This is a genomic window from Brevibacillus nitrificans, assembly GCF_003710965.1.
GTDB lineage: Bacteria > Bacillota > Bacilli > Brevibacillales > Brevibacillaceae > Brevibacillus > Brevibacillus centrosporus.
In genome coordinates this window covers 12541-31663 of record NZ_RHHU01000013.1, presented here as the reverse complement: position 1 = coordinate 31663, position 19123 = coordinate 12541, and the positions used below count along the sequence as shown (strand labels likewise).

The window sequence follows — 19123 nt, the reverse complement described above, 5'->3', positions numbered from 1 at the left end:
GAATCGGGCTGTTCGCATGCAATTTATATCTATTGTCATTGAACAGAAGCAACAACAATTGTTTGAGAAAAATAAAGTTTGTAACTGAAATCGCTGTCAAATCAAAGATATCTAATAACCTTTTTCTCAATCGAAATATTTAAAGTTTGCAACCAAGATTGATTCATATATTAGCATTACGAATAATAATGTTTGTAACTAGAAAACCTCCAGTATCAGTTGTTCCGTATCAAACAAGCTTTTTTGCACTTCGTATTTGACTATTCTTTGTATCCTTTCTGTCAAATGTTTCTTATTTTTAATGGTTTTAGATATTAATTTTGATGCCGTCACTTTTTCTTCTCTCTCCCTCATATTTTGAGCTATCCCAGATATTTTTCTAACGTGATAATCTTCAATTGTCTCTAAAGATAACTCTACGACGGCTTTTGTTTTAGGTAATTTATCTAGTTGCACTGTAATGTAGTGAATCTTATTTATCTTTCTACCGATTGCTTCTTTTGTTACACGAACAAAATTGAAATTGTCATTTAATATTTCATTCACAACTGCAGGAATCTCGGTAACAAGTTGTTGATCAATTTCCTCCCATTTGTATTCCCTTCTTATCTTTTCATTTCGAATATACCTTTGGGCTGGAGCCGAATTGTTTTCTAACCAATGCTGATCATATTTCCGCAGCCAGGAGTATTCATAGTGTAAAACAGCTCGCATTTGATTAATTGTTTCTTCATTGGCGTTAGTCAATTTGCTTAACCACTTACTTCTTATTTCATCTCTTTTAATTAGGAAATTTTCACTTCTATTTACTGGCCGATCCTTCACCATCCCTAATCGCCTGTATACTGTGCTTTCCGATGTACTCAATAGATCACAAATTTCTTTAATGGTATGTCCATTCCTCCTTAGTTCCAACAGTTTGTCTTCCCAGAGGGTACCGTAAGTGTGTACATAATCAAATTCACTCTTCTCGCGATTTCCGTTTGAATATTTAGCATAAACAAATCCACAACTTTGGCATGCAAATATGCCTGTCTTAATTTTTCTGTTACCACTGTCTATCGAGTTGTAAGAATCAATCAATTCTTCTCCATAATGAGGAGAAGCGATATTTAAACAAGGATAAGGAGGACTTCCATAAGGTAGATAGTCATGATCTTTTTTTGAAAAGAATTGTGATAACCAATATCCTAAAAATCGAATTAATAATACATGACGGATGGGGATTACAAAGCGATTCATATGCTTTTTGATCATTGAGTCAAGCCAGGTATACTTTCTAGAATGTTGCAAATTACAGCTATAACGATTTAGAAACTCCTCACTATAAGTCTCTTTGAATTGGTAAAATAGCTCTTTTCTAGTCACTGTACCCTTACTGTTTGCTAATCCTAAAGCTTTTAATTCTTCAACATATCTATAATACAAATCATTTATGTTCAATTGATGATTATAATTTTGTAATAGCCAACTAATGTCTACACTGATTTGATATTCGATTGCATTATCGCTGGTTTCAATTGCAGAAATATAAGGATGTTGTTGTAAGTAGTTCTGGAGGGTTAACAATTTCTTTCCATTAATTTTAGAAGATGCATGAACATTACTTTCCACTAGTATGGTCTTGTCTCTTGGACAGACCCTTATAGGGTAGATCTGATGTTCTCGATGCCAGTAAGCTTCCCCATATTGATGTTCATCTTTTTGCACGCAAGTCGGGCAATATCTTAAATAAGGGCAAATCTTAATGGCTGTTAATCCAAACACAGCTAGAATGTTTGCTGATTTTGAAGACATCATTAATTGGTGAACTTTTTCTGACCTCTCTTTAGATAAGAATGGTCGATAGACAGGAAAGATGGTATGCTCATTAATTAATTTTTCTGGAGTAAGTAAAGTATCCGTGCTTAATCTCTTGCAAAAGTCATTAAGCCTATTAGGGAAGTGAACTGTTGGGGTTGCTCTATTGCCGAATAGATCGAAGTATGTGTGCATTTCCTCAGGATTTTGACTCCATTCATGATATCGAGCAAACATACTGTAAAGTAACTCATCAGGATATGGAGTTGGAAAAAAGGGGAGCAACTCAATCACCTCAATATTCACCAAATTGTTCTGATGAAGGATAGGCTTCATTCATCATTACCAACTCTTCAACTAATTCAACAACCTGTTTAGAGTATCCAGGTTTCAATCCTGATAATCGTTCTAATTTCCATTTTGCCACCTTAATACCAGTTCGGAGCATGTTTTCATGGGCATATTTCACTCTATTCATTTGAAACGTATCCCTGCTCTCTACAACATCGTTTAATACGCGCCTAGTTTTGGGCAATTTATCAAAATTCTTTTGTAACCTTGATAATTGGCCAATCTTCTTTGCAACAAAGCTTACGGTTATGCGAATCGGTTTTTGCGACGAGTTTCTCATTCCTTCGATGGTTTCTAAGACTCTTTCTTGATAATAGTCATCGCGAAGTTCCCAATTCACCCTACATTCCCGTGGGGAAGACCCTGCCTCTTTGATTTGTGGGGAGTGTTGAGTTAACCAATCGTGATCATTTCTATAGAGCCAGGTAAATTCAGCTTGAGCCAATAAACGTAATTGCGTTTTCGTTTTTCCTGGGTTTGTATTCATAAGTTCTATCCAACTATCTCGATACAATTGTCGTCTTTGATCCAACGATTGCTGTTTTTCAACAGCCATCTTACTGATATCAACATCATTTTGATCTTCGAGACGTCGTAATTGATTTTTAATTGTCTGTGGATCAACCTTTAAATGCCTCGCCATGTGCCGCAAGCTGTATTTTTTCTTGGAAAGGTCTTTTAACTTAGCTTCCCAAACAGGCCCAAAGTTTTTTATTCTCCCAATCTTATAATGATCGGTTTCATTGTGATCCGGACCACGTCTAGAATAAGTGAATCCACAGCTACATGAAAAAGTACCCACTGGGACTTTCATTTTTGAATCTCGCGTCGTGATATTCGTGTTTATAGTCTTTTTACGATAATGAGATGCGGCTGCATTCAAGCATGGCCAAGGGCCATTACCAAAAGGTAAACCTATATTATTTACATCCTTCTTAAAAAACACTTGAGGTGTAATTCCAAGAAAAAGCATGAGTAATATATGTCGTATTGGATGTGTAGCTGATCTTGGGGATCGAACCAGTTTCATTAGCCAATTATCTTGGCAGGCAATAGAGACAGCACTGTTTACATCGTCAAGAAAACTTGGTCCATAAAGCTCGTTGAATTTCGATATAAAAAGTTTTTGCCGCACCCTACCCGTAACAGTCATTAAACCTGCTTGATTCAAATAACTAAGATAATGGTTACGCAATTCCACCAAACCAATACTAGGAGGTTCATTATTCAGTAACCAAAACGCTGCCTTCGCAATCGCAATTTGATGATCCAGTGAGGTCATGTAAATTTTTTCTGTATCTCTTTGTACAATCTGATCGGATAGTATTTGAAAAGAATGCTTATTTTGTCGTGATGTTACTAAAATCTCGGTATTGAATAGTGGAGCAAAATGTATTGGACATAAATTCACACCGAAAATTTGATGGCTCCGGTGCCAGTACGGCTCACCGTACTTCTCACTGTCACTTTCCATACATTTCGGGCAATAACGCAAATAAGGTAAACTTGGAATCGAGCTTGCCATAATGCCAATTGCATTATGGATATTTCCCGTTATAGAGGTTTTCATCCGTGTGTTAACCATTTCGCTCTTTTCATTACTCAAAAATGGACAGTATAAAGGGAACAAGGTATGTAATCGAATGAGTTTATCGGGAGTATTTGTTGTCCCCACGGGCAGTTGACTGAACAAATGATTTATGCGGTTTGGTAAATCGATGACCGCAGTCGCTGTCCTACTAGTGAATAGCTCAAACATAGTTTCCTTATAACTTACATTTCTACTCCACAAATGATATCTAGCACATACGCTATACATTAATTCATCAGGATAAGGAGTAGGAAAAAACGGTAGCATTTTAGGGAGTCCCCTTCACTTTTTTGGATATAAACTCGTCTGCCTGTTTAATAATGCCAGCCTCTGTCAAAGACTGAAATGCATTGATACCCTTCTCTGTGCCGTCGGCTACATATTTCCGAATATCCTCAGGAAAATATATGTTTTCAAGTTTCGTTCGTTTTTTCTTTTGACCCTGTTTCATCTCTACGCTTTTTTTGGGGGCTTGCAGTTCCCCACTCATAGCCAATGAAAATGCTGCTTTCATTGCGGTTTGCAAATCATAATTAGTCCCATAATGTTCTACAGATTTAACAGCACATTGTCTTGCTAATGTTGGTTCAACGCCCGCTGTTATTAACCACTTAGCAATTTGCAAGACTGGGTTATCTTCTTCATCACTGTTTCTGTTGGCTTTCCTTTGATTTCGAAGTGTATGTAAAGTACCTTCAACTCTAACGCGTTCTACAGCACTATGGAAAAATTTATCCAGCTCATCAGTCGGAGGATAGACATCACTAATCTGGCTTAGTTTTGTCATGTCTCTACTTCTAAGGGCATCTAATATAGGTTTGCATAATGATAAACTCTCATTTGCAATATGCCTAATTAATCTGGGAGTCAATCTTTCGTCAGCTTGTCCAATAACACTCCACTGAGCAAGCATGTACAGTTTTACTGCGATATCGGTTATACCTTGCGATTCATCATAAAGTACATCTTTCAAGTCTTGTGTAAGTTTTGTGGGTACATTTGTCCATTGGTATTCCCACAAACACTCGGTAAAGAAATCCCAAAATTCATCATTTGGCAAGTTAGACCATACCAGATCTCCTTGACCTGCACTACGCCTAGCTTGGGAAAATTCTTTAGTCATTAATTGCATTGCTTTAAATGTACCTATGAGTACTACAGGAACACCTATCGTATTTATGAGTTGAACAAAAAAATTCAACATTTTTTCTGCCCCGCCACTTTTGGCAAGGCTTAATCGTTGGATTTCATCTATAACCAAAACACCAATACCAAGCGCAGAAGCAAGCATTGCCATCGTAGGTAATAATTCATCGACAGTTCGCCGTGAGTGGCCAAACTTCCGGTAATAATTTGTTCCAAGGATAGTATCGATCGCTTGGAAAAAGTTTAAACACAAGCCCTTGATCGAGCCATCAGGAGTGCAATCCAACTTTAACCAAACTAATTGTTTACGATCGAAAGCATTGTTTTTGTATTCTGTATGAATGATTACTTGTGGATACATCGACAAAACGCTTTCGATAGCAGTGGTTTTTCCTATACCACTTGTACCAATGATGGTAAAACCGGCAGCTGTGGAACGAATTATTGGTACATAATCGTCATTCTTTTCGTCCCAGAAAATGTTTGGAAAACCGGATCTCAATTGTTTTACCCACTCTGCTGATAAAGGATTCCGTGCCATGTACCCATTTCGAATCATACGTGAGAATCGTTGTTCTAAGTCTAAATGTATAGGGAGGGGTTCTAAAAAATTTGCGATGGTTTGTACCGCCTGCAATCGACGGTGAGCAGCCCAATGGCGTTCATTGTCATGATATGCTGGTTGTCTGCGCATCATACGAGCTACCAATTCCTCGGATCGAATGGGAGGCAATGCTTCAATAAATGCATTGTGTTTATACATGGCTTCTTCTTCGGGGTTGTATTGAGCTTTTACAACGTTTCCTGTGAAGACTGGTTTTCCTTGGATAGTTTGACCAACATCCATCATGGAACACTAGCTCCCTTCCTTCCGTTGTGACTTTAACATTTCTAGCATTGTTCGATGCTTTGTTTTCCCACCAACTAATTCCTTTTCTATGTCGTTTTCCTGTGAAAGCATTGGAATTTCTATTACCGATTGCGTATTAGTAAGCATTTCACTATCATTGAGGGGCCGTAGATCCCATTTATCATCCTCTCGTCTCTTAGCCTTTTCCTTACGGTGGTTTTCCTTAATGTTTTTTACTCTTTCTTTATCACTGATTGTTTTAGGCGATGAATTTTTTTTCATTTCTAAAGCTTCAGCGATGATAGCTTCATTGAAAGATAGATAATCAACTTTCGCTTGCAGTTCTTTTGTTTCAAATACGGAAGCCTCAATCTTTTCTAGTTCGAGCAAATCACGTACCTCTTCCAACTGCTTCCCTTTATATCGACTTTCCCTTTCTAATAATTCGCAAGGCTCCACCAATAATTGGTCAGAGGATCGATAATAAATGACATCCACATTTCGAGGGTCATACGAGATTGGTACTTTCCAGTTACCACTTGCACGAGCACGTTCAAACCACTGTTCACGTAAAGCTCTTTCGCAACTGTAGTGCATGCCTTTAAATCGAAGGCCCCTCTCTGTGACAACCCCTTCATCACGCGGCATTAAATTCAACTTCAACTTATCAGGAGAAATTTCCCGCAAATGCCCTGATCTCTTATGGATTCCCCAATTCCATAGATGTGTGGGAACACGTTCAACCTGGTCTGCTATCATAAATTCATCACGTGAATACCATCTAATAAAATGCGAGTTATTATGGTAAAGTACAGTATTAATCATTACCTTTGTAAACTGATGTAAATCTAAGGTCGCATCTAATCTGTGATCTTTTTCGCCACGCTCTCTAAATCGTTCCGTAACTGCTCCAGGTAGCCATCGAATGGAACGTAAATTACTAAGCCGAAAACTTTGCTCGACTATGCCTTTAAAATCTGCTCGGTACGGAGGAGTATTTGTTATTGTGATATCAAGTGCGTTTGATAAATAATCAGCATGTGAGCTTATCATTTCGCCCCGGTCAGCCAGTATTCGCTCCGGTAAATAGTGGCAGGGCCATTCTTCTTCTGATATATCAATGCCATATTGTTCACAATACGCAACCTTATCACTAGCCGCATTTGCTAATGCCATCATCGCTCCTATCCAACTAGGGCCCTCTAATCCAACGTAAAGACCCACAATCATTCTACTGAAAACGTCAATTACCGTGTAAATGACCGGTCGACCAATGATGGGCATACTTTCGTATCTACTTACCAAATATACATCTGCAATCGTTGCATCTATTTGATAGATAGATCCAGGTCCGAACGACATGCTTGTAGAATCACCAAGAATTGCACGATGCCTTAAATTAAATCCCCGCTCACCCTCCCGTGCAATTAAACTCTTTTTTAAATCTCTTTCTTTTGCAAACCAATATTTAAATTGCCCCAAGGAAGGTAATTCGCTGATCGGTGGAATTGCTCCACTTACGACGCCGTTTACAATGCGTGACCCTTTTACAAAATGGTTCCGAATCATCTCTTCATAAGCTAGTGTAAGTGGTCTTTTTTTCTTTGAATCGTAGTATAGCTGGATAGAAACACGGAAGATTTGCTTTAAATCATCATCTATATTTATCCCTTTATGTTCATGGTTTATTTGTGTTGCCTTCCTTGGACGACCAAGTTTCTTTCCACTGGTCGTAATTTCTCGGTCTTTTCCTGGAGCTCCACACCGGTGATAATGAGGTAACAAAGCGTTTTTTACTTTTCCTCCCATCCAAAAACGACGCAGCCAAGTATATACATCACGTTTAGGTACTCCAAACTCTGTTGCTACTAAAGTAACAAGTCCCCTTTTTTCTTTAATATAAATGTCGGGTTCCGCTTTGACTAACTGCTCAATTACTTTCCATGCCTTATCACGTTTTTCGCGATCTCTTGATTTAATGTCCTCTTCGCGAATCGAATTAAGGAATGGGTCGATTGTGCGCTTAATAGCTTCCCCTTGACGTAGTGAATTTTCCAATTCGTCTATTGTTCGCCAAACCGGCAATGCACTTCTATCTGTTAAAGAAATGGTCACCGCATTTTCCCGACAGTTATCGATCCACAATACTCGTTCAAGCAAAGTCTTTTCACAGTCTTTGACTATCCATTCTATAACCGAGTTAACGACTATTGTTGCCACTAAGCATACCTCCTAAGAAATTCAGAAAGATTCTCTGATCTCTCAAAAGATATTGGTGTACATGTATCAAGTGGTACGTACATATCTATCTCCCATGCACGAATGGCAATTAAATGTTTTACAATCGTTAGGCAAGTTGAGGGTTTTAAGCCAATTTGATCGTCCGCTCGTAAACATAATTCGGCCAGTGAGAGTGCATCATTGGACTTTAGTAATTCGTATAAAAAAGGCTCAATCTGAAATACCAGCTTTGTGTTAATGTTAGGAAAGAGAAAGAGTTCTCGACATTTATGAATCATTGCTACATTTTTGGATAATGCTGAATCAATGTTTTTCTCAGTTATGATCCCCCACTCAATGCCTTGCTCTTGCCAGTACTGCCTTTCAATTTCTAGTTTTTCAAGAGTCCTTTTAGAATTTAATTGATCTGATTCTTTAACCGAACGGGCGAATAATTTGATGTTTCCATTTTCCTGTACATCCAAAAGAAAATCAGTGGTCATGATCGTTATCTCTTCAGAATTGGGAATGGTAGGGTGCTTGACTCCTAGACGTTTCGCAATTTCTAAAGTTCGCTCAAGTTTTAACGGAAACTGTTCACAAATATCCAGAATAATGTCAGACCAATCTAATACATAGAAATAAGACATCTCTAGATTCGATAAGAAGTGATGTTCTCTTCCTGTTATCCAGCCTTTTGGTCGATTTACATCTCCCCACGAAGGAACATCTCGTACCGTAAGCCAGGGGATATAATCTTTACCATGCCCTTGCCCCCAACCTTGCTTTTCTAACTTTTCAACCGTTGAAGCTGATATAATACGGCGTTTTCTAGCCAATAAAGACCCTCCCATCCTCGTAATGAATGTATAAGATAAATCCATTTTCATAAGACATTTTCATATACATAAGGAGATTATGCTTTTCAAAAGTGAAATCTCAACTTTTAACACCATAATCTAACAACAATAGGTTTTCCTCTACAAAATTTCTACGACAAATATTTTGAAATTTTTATATTTTCAACAAAAATAATGGTGTTTCATGTAGAACATTGTCACATTGCAGTCTTAGCAACGAAGCTAGCGAGTGTACACAATGTAGATACTTTGTCTCTATTTGGATCCTGGAGATTATTGAGCATAAAAATAGGAAAAGCCTTAATCCAGCTTTTCCCTTAGTATGCTTTTTTATTCACGTTGATGCATGTCTTACTTCCCTTTTACCAAGCCTGAATTAAAACTGCGAACTACTATTTTGAGTTTGCTCCAAATAGATGGACACGAAGAAGTGGTAGACACCAATTGATCAGTGAATCCCAGATAATTCACAGGGTATAGCATTCTTTTAAGTTCAAAATTTCATTTTGTTAGTTTTGCTATTTCAAACAAAAACACTAATGCTAGACCTATTAAAGATCCGATCATAATTGCGATAATTTTATCTTTAGATTCAAAACCTGAAAAATAAAGGGCCATAAATGATAAAGTATTTACCCCAATAAATACAACAAAAGCAAAGACAAAAGAGAATAAATCGTTTTGGAGCACCTTTCTCTTTGCACCTTGTGCCTCGCTATATTTGGTTTGATAAACAGCCACAATTATAGTTGGGAAGCTCACTCCAACGGCAATAATAATTGTTCCAAGGTTTTGGCCAAGCATCTTCATTGCTTCAACACTTTGATCAGTCAACGCCAAGAAGATTGAATAAATTGAAACAGTTAAAAAGATACTAGTAAATATAATTAACGAACCGATGTACTTAGTAAGTATTTTTTTTCCTTTTGCCTCGTGTTTTAATTTCCTTGAAGATAAATTCTCAATCATAAAATAGTTATCACGTCCATTCACTTTAATAACCTTTATTTTACTTTTCATCCTTTTGCAACACAATGTCACTTTGTCACACCCACGAGATCTTCAACGTTAATCCACTGTGCCTCCCAATCGCTTACCAGTTTGAACTGTTTTTTCTCTGGATTGATTTCACGAACGACGCCCCACGTTTTCTCCAACGTTCCTAGTTGCCCCTTCTGCGGAACAAAATACTTCACGGTGATTGCGTAGTCGTATTGAGTGCTGTCGTATATGCGAAAACACATTTCTCCGAACTCTTCTTCGTCGACGACCGGCCGCTCAATAAGTCCACGCTCCGCGTTGTGGTCCAGGATAGCAGCCTTCTGCTCGGGCAGTACCCATCGCATCGCACCGAGTAAATTATCGATTTTACTCGGCATATTATCGTCCCTTTCGCTCCCATGCTGCAATCACAGCCATCTTATCTGGCTCCGACCGTTGCCACTCGATATACTCTTCACTCGCGAGTTTATCCAATACCGTCATGATGCCGCCTCTACTGCGCCCAGTCTTGATAGACAATTCGTCTACAGTCGGAGTCCTTCGTCTCCCAGCTGAATAATTGGCGATGACCCGTAGAACTTTCCTTTCGATATCAGACAGCACGCTTGATCACAACCGGATGGATAGCGAGGATATTATCGATGACAAAAATTCTCGGAGCTCGTCGTGTGAAACAATACGCTTTCAAACGCAAATGGTCGCAAGGTGCGCTTCGTAGTCTTCCCCTTGCTTCCCAAGTAAATGATCTGGATGTGTTGTTGTTGATATATTGCGTGTTGCAAATCTTTTTCCACATTGTTCGCCTCCGAAACGAAACTTATGTTCGTATTATATGCGAACAACATACGAACATGCAAATAAAAAAAGCTCCACATTTCACTGTAGCAAAGTGGCCGACAATTCTACCTTAAATGGCTCGACACAGGCAGGGCAATTGAGTAACAGCAACCTCCGTGGAGTGCGTTGCTCAGTCGTTCAATTTCCCTGTCCGGAAAATGTACTTTTCCCGGATAAATTAATAAAAAGGCTACCTGATGGTAACCTTTCTGTTAGTGGATCCTTTATACTCTAAACAAATGTTATCCCTAGTTTAAGTATTTTTAACTTTGGGAGCAGCTAAAGTCAGCTCTTTATAGGCATTTATGAAGTATTGATGGGTTTGCTCACCATAAACACTCAAGTCGCCACAAAAGAGGCGTCCAACTGTTTTCACCTTCGCCTCATCTGCATTACAATGAAAAACTCGCATAACATACGTTAAGTAGGCGAGAAAGTACTCTTTGCTAAGTACACTTCCCCTGTTTACTTTCATTCCCCCCACCTCCTTAAAGAATTTTTTCCATAGCCATCACATCAACAAAGTTCGGCGACCACGGTGCATCACAGATTGTCGCACCCTTCTTGGGTAGCACGTATGGGAAATTAATCCTTTTTGGTTGTTGCACCTGTCTGCCTATTTGATGTTTTAAAGACGAGTCATTTTCTCGGTCGTTTATTCAACAATCAGTAGAGACACAGCCTTTTTTTAAAAACCCTTTGGCTGGGTCTATACCTTTTTATTTTCATGGGAGTTTAATGCTGCGAGCATCTCCTTAAAGAAAAATCCTAAACAGTCCTTTTGTAATATCATAATAACAAAAAGAACTGCCATTTCTGACAGTCCTTTCATTACAACTAAACATTCGAAACAATAAATTCATAGAATTCTTGAAGGTTCAACGCAATAACTTCAGTGTTATAAATATGGGTTGCTCTTATTAAAGGCAGTTCTTTTTCTAATTCATTAAATTCAAATGGGAATGGTTCTGGTCTATTTGTTCTCCCAAAGCCACTATTTGTATTTTTAAGGATAAACCATTCGCCATACGTACTATCTTCTGGGTTCTCGACCAGAAGGATGTTAAAACCTTTATTATTATGATCCTTTAAATAACCCCAAGCTTGCACCTTCTTATTGTTCAGAACAGGTCTTACGACTCTTTTAAAAGTTCTATTTTCCCCAGGAAACGAAAATTCCGCAGAAACATCTCTTATAAAATTCTCATCAAAAAGTGCATTTAAACTAATTGTTAATACATTTCCTGAAGTTAAATGAATCTTCGTTATTATCTTATCTGTCTCCATTGAACCCAAGCTTGATATTGTAATTTTTCCTTGTGTGTACCTTGAATTAAACTCATCAATAAATTCCTTTAGTGGGTTATAGATGTCGTTCGCGTATTGGTAATTAATTGTATTTAAGTATAAAGTTCTTTCTTCACGCTCTTTTTTCTCCTTTAATTGCTGTTCACTAATCGATCTATCTTTAGCTAGTCGTATATTTACCATGTTTTCAATAATTTCAGTGTTCTTTGTAACAGGTAAATCTTGAATCATTAAATCTCTTCTTATTTCATCCCAAGTTTTATAGCGTTTACTCACGCTCTTTTCCATCATTTTCAGGATAACTTGGGCAATGGTTATATTTACCGAATTATTAATTGTCTTCGGAGAAGGAGCAGTGTTGAACAGATGTGCTCTCTGCCATTGTTGCAAATCGGCATCCGGATTTAAATTGTAAGGATGCTGCAATGTGGCCAGTTCAAAGAAAGTGATTCCCATAGCATATATGTCCATTTGGATCGTATTCTTTTCATTTTTCCAACCTTCAGGCGCCATATACTTTAAAGCACCAAATCCTTTAAAAGTAAGTTGTCTTGTACTATCATGAACTACTTTGGATAATCCGAAATCCGATATCTTGATGACACCTTCATTCAAAAGTATATTGTCCGGTTTAATATCGCGGTGAACAAGCACTGTGTTTATTTGTTCCATTCCGTTGATGAGTTGGTTAAAATAATTTAGTAACTCTGAATTCGAAAAAAATTCACCTTTGTTCTTTGCTTTTTCGATTAGGTCAAACAAAGTGCCGCCGTTTGCGAACTCCATAATTATGTATGGGGGTAATTGTGGATATGTACTTCCATCATGAATATAAACATATTTTACAGTATTATCTCCATTTACATTTAAAGCCATTGAACTTTCATTAATAAATGCATGTAACTGCTCCTGACTTGGGAAATTAGAGGGGAGAGTTTTTAAAGCCCATATAGAATTATCAGATTGCTTTTGGATCTTATAAACGTAGCCAAACGCTCCGTTTCCTAATGGCTCAATAACTTTATACTCATGATTTTCTGAATCATAAACAAAAGAATTTGGCAGTATAATCATTTACCGCACCCCCATTTTAGGAATTAATACCCAACTAATTATATCTTGTAATCTATAGAATGTTAATAAAGTTCTCGTTCTACAAGATAATCATAGCAGGAGCATATTATCGGACTAGAGGCGGTATAAAAAGCCTCCCCCTGACATGAACGTAATCTGTCCGTTAGTCATTTGGGATCGACCAATCTGGTTTTGGAAAATGGCTGCTTCAGTCAAAACCCGAAGGTGTGCTTGATACGGGGAAATATCAGAAAGCCATTGAGTATCAAAAACCAAAATAAAAGGAGGTGTTTACCTATTTTACTAAAGAGGGCGTTGTTTGGTCAGACGATATGCAAGAACAAGTAGATACCGTTATCTTTGCCACCGGTTACCGTCCTAACGTCCATTACCTCTCCTCTCTTCATGCTTTGGACGAAAATGGGACTCCTCTTCATAAAAATGGTATGAGTACAGCTGTAGACGGTTTGTTTTATGTTGGTCTTCCTTGGCAACGATCTCTTGCATCGGCTACACTCCTCGGGGGCGGGAGAGATGCGAAGTATGTGATAAAGCATATGAAGAATAGATATGTTAAATAAGTGTGATTGTAGAAAGGGATACTGGAGTATTTTCCAGTATCCCTTTTGGGCAAAACAGGATTTAGCATCATTCAGATCAAAAATATCAAATATATATTCTTAGTAACCTGCCAATGTTATAATTCCTCTATAGATTATTTTGGAAATTGACAAGGAGTTCTAACATGTTCAAATCAGACAATACCTATTATTTAATACAATGTTATAGGGTGATAAAATGAGTGATTCAAAAAGTAATGTAAGCAAGTTTGAACTTCCTGATAATATTAAAAATTTACTAGGGACTAAAATTCCTGAAGATATTAAGGCGTCTCTAAAAAATATTAAATTAAATATTCCCAAAGTAGAATTTGATTATGAAGCTTTTTATAAGGCATCTGAAAACATAGGAAAATGGGGATGGACTGTTCCATTTTCATTTACTCTTTATCAAATCAGATTTTTCGAAAATGATAATCTTACTAAAGAAGATATTGATACGTTTTTTGAGATTTATTATTCAGAGGATGACAATTTTGACAGAATGATAAATGCAATTCTTAATATCAATGATATCCACCAGTGGCATGAAGCAATAAAACAGAGTGTTTATGCCCACAAAAATATGATGTTTATTTTATCAGTTAGCACACTAATACCAGTATTAGAAGGTATCTTGTCAACTTTTGAAAGTGATAAAACCAATATTAGAATGATGAAAGTTTGTAAGGAAATGCTTGATACAACAAATGACAATTCAATGATTGATAAAATAATGTGGACTTCTTGTTTTAATTTTATTTCGGCACTTTACCAAAAGTCTGATTTCTCAGGAAAAGAGCCTGAGTTAGTAAACAGGCATTGGATTTTACATGGAAGAACAGCTTTTAATAATTCAGAAATTGACTCATTAAGAATTTTCAATGCTATTGAGACTGTATCAAATATTGTCAAATATCATAATAAAAAACAAAACAAAAATTAAAAAAAGACAGCCTCTAGAGTCATAGCACAAGGAAATTACATTGCTCAGGAGACTTTCCTATTTTATTTACTTCATTCCCCCATTTAATTGGAAAACAGCTTATTCAAAACCTCTTTTTGTTCTGGCTTAATGTTGATTTCAGGTTTAATCTCTTTGACTTTTTCCTCTGCCTCTTGAAGTGTATTACTTAATCCAAGGGTCAGATGTGTTCCTGCTGCTACCGTGCCCGTTCTTCCGCGTCCGCCATTGTAATGGAAGGCCACCTTCTTACCAGTTTTATAAGCATTCACTACTTTGTCGATTGCTTGTAATAAAAAGAGGAACTTGATTCGCAATGGCATCATCCAGACCCACTGAACGTCAGGATATGAGAATGCAGGTTTTTCAGCTTCCCCACGCAGATCTATGGCAACCTCTACGCCTTTGTTTTGGATCATGGACTCCACATCTGTCGCGCCACCTAGGAAGATCTTATCTTCCACCAATGCTTGGTACTTTTTTGGTTCAGTCATGCTCCAATCATGTAGGGTGTAGTCTCAAGAAATCTTTCACAATCCAAAGCTACCATGCATCCTGTTCCAGCTGCTGTAATTGCTTGGCGATACTGATGATCTTGAACGTCACCACATGCAAATACACCTGGTATGCTGGTTTCTGTTGTACCCGGAGTCACAGGAATATATCCGGTTTCATCCGTTTTGATTTGCCCCTCAAGGAAAGCTGTATTTTGCGTATGTCCGATCGTTACAAAAATTCCTCCCGTTCCGATAACTTCTTCCACACCTGTATCACTATGTATTAAATTGCCCTCCTGGTTCATTCCCCTCAATTACTAACGGATTCATATTCGCACGTGCAAGATAAATGGCAGCAGTAAGTCCTGCAGGACCTGTTATGGGGGTTTGGTATGCTTTCACTTGCACTATTAACAGGATTTTCACGTATCTATGTAGGGCACCATTATCCAGGAGCTGTACTTGGTTCCATTATTGTTGCTCTTATTATTAGCGTGATACGCTGGTTGAAGGGGGGCGCACTCCCACGAACTAGCTCACAATGTTATATTGTAAAAGCATATTGATATACCGGATTATTTCTAACGTTATATTGGTAAAGGGAAACCTCTGGCCACATAGTAGGATGGATACTTCTACCGAGTTCAATCGCAAGTCCGGCAGGTCCAGCATAAAACAAGTGAATATGACGATACCTTTTCGCCGCTAAAAGCTCTTCTGTTTTATCTTTGAATAGCTTTTGTATCAGTTTGACGTGATCCTTGTATAAAACACGTTTCACACCTGGATTACTAATAGAGATCCCGAGATGATGATAAGGCATTTTTACATGTTCCTCGGCATCTTCTAAATGAACGGTTCCGCTAACTGAAATTGTAACGACGAGGACATTGCTTTCCCCTTCTTGGTTAACAGTGTGGACAAGCCCAAGGTCGTCGGTGGCGGTGTCTTCCTGATTATTATCAGTTACCCAGATTTCATTATCTCTATCATATTGGTAAATGGTTAGTGGAACTGTGTCAGTACTCAAGCGGCCTAGATGAATTAGTAGTGGGATCGGAGACAAAGGGAAAATTTCAGCAACATCAGCTTTATGTTGTTTTACACTTGCTTTAAATCTTTCAAATAGTTCCTCGTTACTTTGTTTTGTTTGCTGCCATCCTTCTTCAGTGAAGTCTGTGAATTCGTTCTGATCCTCGATGGCTTCGATTAGGATAGTCGGAGGTTGCTCATCCCTAAAATTAAGTGCTGTGAGTGGTGGTCCTAGCTTTTTAAAGATCAAAGCAATACTTTTTTTCTTGTTATTTTCTGTCCACGATTGAACCCAGTCTTCATGATCTTTTTTCATTCCAAACAGTAGATCTGGTGGATAGTCTTGTCTTGTATGTTTTTCGTCAATTAGTTTTGAGTGGTCGTAGCACATGTACATAAGGTTACTTACTTGTTCTAAATTATCTTTCGAATAACCATACTCTTCTGCAAACTCGTGACGTGCTGAGCCTGGTTTATGACCAATAATATGTGCTTTAATCCCGACATTTGATAGCTGCCCATTTTCAGCAGTTAAAATCAATCGCTTTTGGCATCCTCTGAAAGAACATATTCCTCCACCAACCATCCAAAGGTAATATTCTTCAGCTGTTAGCAATTTTCGTCTAGTGTTAGCTGCTGCTTCAGCTTTTTTCTTTGCCATCAGATATCTCCCCTTTTATATGGATTTGTTTGATCTCTTTGTTAATTGGGTTCCCAAACCACACGTTAATCTGTCTTTGGCCAATAATAATAAAAAATAGAGTTTCTACTTCATGCTCTAACGACATAATGCGTTTCCACCCAAGAATATCTACAGGAGACGGGTTTGGGACCGGTTCTGGGTGTGTATGCCACTCTCCTAGGTAGAAGCACCGGCCTTGGCTCTCCGCCCACTTTTGGTCAAAATACTCTTGGTGTCCATTCGGAGCTCTTTTGAACGTGATACGGGTTCTAATATCTTGTTTCATCGGTTCAGAGACATCATCAACAATGAAATTCCCGTTTTCAAGTAAGATCCGTCCGATTAATATTCCTCCTGCTTCTTTATCGTACCTGTTTAATTGTTTATACTGTAGCATCTTATCTAACGGGTCTCTTCGAATAACGAAACGCTTCTCATTAGGGAGTAAAAAAACCATTTCGTGTGTCACTCATCATCTACTCCCCTCTTTCCCGACAAATTGGGCAATCATCGTCGATATAGTGATATCTTAGTTCATGGAGTTTCTCTACTGAAAAAGAATAGCGCGATGATAGTTGGTAACCCAGCTGTTCAAATGCACTGCTATCCCCTTTCCACGACAGCAATGGACTCCCCTTCTCAATACCCAGTAACACCTTAATGCCTGCTTCTAAAGCTAAATTGGCAGTCTTGGAGGCATCTAAAAAGCTATAAGGAGTAAAAAAGGAGCCACAACCTGTTATTGATCTTGAAAAGTCCTGAAATGGTTGACTGAAGGAGGCCCTATTCGAGATCTGATCGGTTGAATCGGGCTTGAATAGACACTGGTAACAACCCCGTTTGTTATCATTTAGCGTTACTAATGCGTGACCACCAATCCCTAATGGTTCTACCCAGGTATATATAGTCGCAGGAGGGTTTGGTAGCCCATGTAACAACTGATTAATATGCATTTCGTCATTCGGTTTGCCTATCGCACATATTACTAAATCTACCGTCTTCCAGTCGATACTCCCTTGATCAAAGACACTTCTAAACTTTTCCGCATATATCTCCACTTTTGTGAATGGATACTTCGAGGTTTGATCTACTTGCATAGCAGCTACTTTTTCAGGGTTCCTTAAGCCTAATTGTTCACTTTCATAAAAGACAAACTTTCCCCCTAGATAATGCCGGTAGATGTTATCCAATGTGTACGTATCATCATCAATTAGAGTTAGCTTACCTACTCCCGATTTGGATAGACCATTTGCAATCTCGCTACCAATCGCCCCTACTCCAACTACCACGACATGCTTGGCCTTTAAAGATGATTGGCCACCAGTTCGATTCAACAGGTAGTCTTGATTCCATCTTTTTATGACAAGTGGGGTGGTTTTGTATTCAGGTGGAGCTTGAACAAAGGGGTGAAGTATGATGGAGGCAATCTTGCGGTTTTTCCGGTTGGTGTATAAACTTGCTCTTGGATTATATATCTCCATTCCAAATAAAGCCCAATTGTTGTTTGGAATTGGAAGGCCTCCTATTACGTAATCATACGTATTTGGTGACTTACGTTTAAGGGCTGCAATCTGATGGAACCGTTTTTTATTTAGCGGGTCGAGATTACTCAGAAGGCTTGCTTTCATATCCGCAAGGTCCCAATTACTAAAATACTTAGGCGGTGTTTTGTTCGTTCCTGATTTTAGTGGAAGATACATGCATCGATATTTCTCTGCTTCCTTCAGGGATACTCCGAAAAGCGCTTTAACAATTGTGGTTGCATCAGCATGAGTTTCAGTAGCAATTAATGCAAAAGATGATTTGACCGGTATTCTCCAAAGGTCTAGTTCACGTACTTGAGTGTTTTCTGTGTTTATCGAAGCGTAAGTAATTTTAGTCTGGGTTTGCCTAGACCAATAGGCCTCAAATTCAACCAGATATTCGTCGTTATTCGCTCCCGATAACCCTTTTTCAATCAGTTCAATAACCTTCTCCAGGCAACTGAGAAGAACAGCACCTGGATAGCGCTCGTCAATTAACATCGACTCAGTATTAGAGAAACATAAGAAACCATCTGGTTCCTTATGTGGTATTCGATTGAACTGATTGGACCTATCAAAGAACTTGGGGAGCTCTTTGGGGAAAAATTCCGGGAAACCCACAGCTAGGACTGTAGGTTTCCCGTTGATGGGTACCATAATTTCCATGACATTCTTGCATCGGCGATAGTTGAATCGGTTATCACTTGGTATAGGAGTCATGGAAAGAAGGATATTTTGGTCATACTCTTTTATTTCATCTTGAATAAGAGTCAGGATATCCAAATGC

At 38.3% G+C, this 19123-nt stretch carries 14 protein-coding genes and 2 pseudogenes; 2 read left to right on the top strand and 14 right to left on the bottom strand.

The window, feature by feature from the left end:
• Positions 1 to 198: 198 nt before the first annotated feature.
• The 9 genes from EDM59_RS21160 to EDM59_RS21110 form a co-directional block, all read right to left on the bottom strand.
• A complete protein-coding gene (locus tag EDM59_RS21160) occupies positions 199 to 2094 on the bottom strand; it encodes a TnsD family Tn7-like transposition protein (protein ID WP_183192992.1) in 1896 nt (631 codons plus the stop codon).
• Between the two features lies 1 nt (position 2095).
• Complete coding sequence (locus tag EDM59_RS21155) at positions 2096 to 4009, bottom strand: TnsD family Tn7-like transposition protein (RefSeq protein ID WP_122925438.1); 1914 nt, start codon at positions 4007 to 4009, stop codon at positions 2096 to 2098.
• A 1-nt stretch (position 4010) separates the two neighbouring features.
• Positions 4011 to 5738: an ATP-binding protein gene (locus EDM59_RS21150; RefSeq protein ID WP_221176063.1), complete on the bottom strand. Its 1728-nt coding sequence runs from the start codon at positions 5736 to 5738 to the stop codon at positions 4011 to 4013.
• A 6-nt stretch (positions 5739 to 5744) separates the two neighbouring features.
• Complete coding sequence (locus EDM59_RS21145; protein ID WP_122925437.1) at positions 5745 to 7958, bottom strand: Mu transposase C-terminal domain-containing protein; 2214 nt, start codon at positions 7956 to 7958, stop codon at positions 5745 to 5747.
• On the bottom strand, positions 7958 to 8797 hold the full coding sequence (locus EDM59_RS21140; protein WP_183192991.1) for a TnsA endonuclease N-terminal domain-containing protein: 840 nt from the start codon (positions 8795 to 8797) through the stop codon (positions 7958 to 7960). Before EDM59_RS21140 ends, EDM59_RS21145 begins: the two co-directional genes overlap by 1 nt.
• A gap of 522 nt (positions 8798 to 9319) precedes the next feature.
• Positions 9320 to 9811, bottom strand: a complete 492-nt coding sequence (locus EDM59_RS21135) for a hypothetical protein (RefSeq protein WP_148040849.1) — start codon at positions 9809 to 9811, stop codon at positions 9320 to 9322.
• Positions 9812 to 9855: 44 nt separating this feature from the next.
• Positions 9856 to 10197, bottom strand: a complete 342-nt coding sequence (locus EDM59_RS21130) for a YolD-like family protein (protein WP_122925434.1) — start codon at positions 10195 to 10197, stop codon at positions 9856 to 9858.
• Between the two features lie 713 nt (positions 10198 to 10910).
• Entirely contained in the window at positions 10911 to 11132 is a 222-nt protein-coding gene (locus tag EDM59_RS21115; RefSeq protein ID WP_122925432.1) for a hypothetical protein, read from the bottom strand.
• 362 nt (positions 11133 to 11494) lie between these two features.
• Positions 11495 to 13039, bottom strand: a complete 1545-nt coding sequence (locus tag EDM59_RS21110; protein ID WP_122925431.1) for a serine/threonine-protein kinase — start codon at positions 13037 to 13039, stop codon at positions 11495 to 11497.
• 798 nt (positions 13040 to 13837) lie between these two features.
• On the opposite strand from EDM59_RS21110, the gene EDM59_RS21100 reads away from it, so the two are divergent.
• Complete coding sequence (locus EDM59_RS21100) at positions 13838 to 14584, top strand: hypothetical protein (RefSeq protein WP_122925429.1); 747 nt, start codon at positions 13838 to 13840, stop codon at positions 14582 to 14584.
• Positions 14585 to 14667: 83 nt separating this feature from the next.
• Here EDM59_RS21100 and EDM59_RS31170 read toward each other — a convergent pair whose 3' ends face one another.
• Together EDM59_RS31170 and EDM59_RS31165 are read right to left on the bottom strand one after the other, a co-directional pair.
• Positions 14668 to 15096, bottom strand: a complete 429-nt coding sequence (locus EDM59_RS31170; protein WP_183192989.1) for a protein-tyrosine phosphatase family protein — start codon at positions 15094 to 15096, stop codon at positions 14668 to 14670.
• Positions 15097 to 15371, bottom strand: a pseudogene (locus EDM59_RS31165) (FAD-dependent oxidoreductase); the annotation flags it as partial. It lies immediately after the preceding gene.
• Positions 15372 to 15503: 132 nt separating this feature from the next.
• Here EDM59_RS31165 and EDM59_RS31455 point away from each other — a divergent pair.
• Positions 15504 to 15599, top strand: a pseudogene (locus tag EDM59_RS31455) (undecaprenyl-diphosphatase); the annotation flags it as partial.
• A 44-nt stretch (positions 15600 to 15643) separates the two neighbouring features.
• Here the strand turns inward: EDM59_RS31455 and EDM59_RS21085 are convergent.
• From EDM59_RS21085 to EDM59_RS21075, 3 genes are read right to left on the bottom strand one after another with little or no spacing between them, the layout of a single operon-like run.
• On the bottom strand, positions 15644 to 16792 hold the full coding sequence (locus EDM59_RS21085) for an SAVED domain-containing protein (RefSeq protein WP_122925427.1): 1149 nt from the start codon (positions 16790 to 16792) through the stop codon (positions 15644 to 15646).
• Positions 16773 to 17282, bottom strand: coding sequence for a Mov34/MPN/PAD-1 family protein (locus EDM59_RS21080; protein ID WP_246011162.1), 510 nt, complete (start codon positions 17280 to 17282; stop codon positions 16773 to 16775). Before EDM59_RS21080 ends, EDM59_RS21085 begins: the two co-directional genes overlap by 20 nt.
• Positions 17283 to 17289: 7 nt before the next feature.
• Positions 17290 to 19119 (bottom strand): ThiF family adenylyltransferase, encoded by a 1830-nt coding sequence (locus tag EDM59_RS21075; RefSeq protein ID WP_122925426.1) that lies wholly within the window; start codon positions 19117 to 19119, stop codon positions 17290 to 17292.
• Between the last annotated feature and the right edge of the window lie 4 nt (positions 19120 to 19123).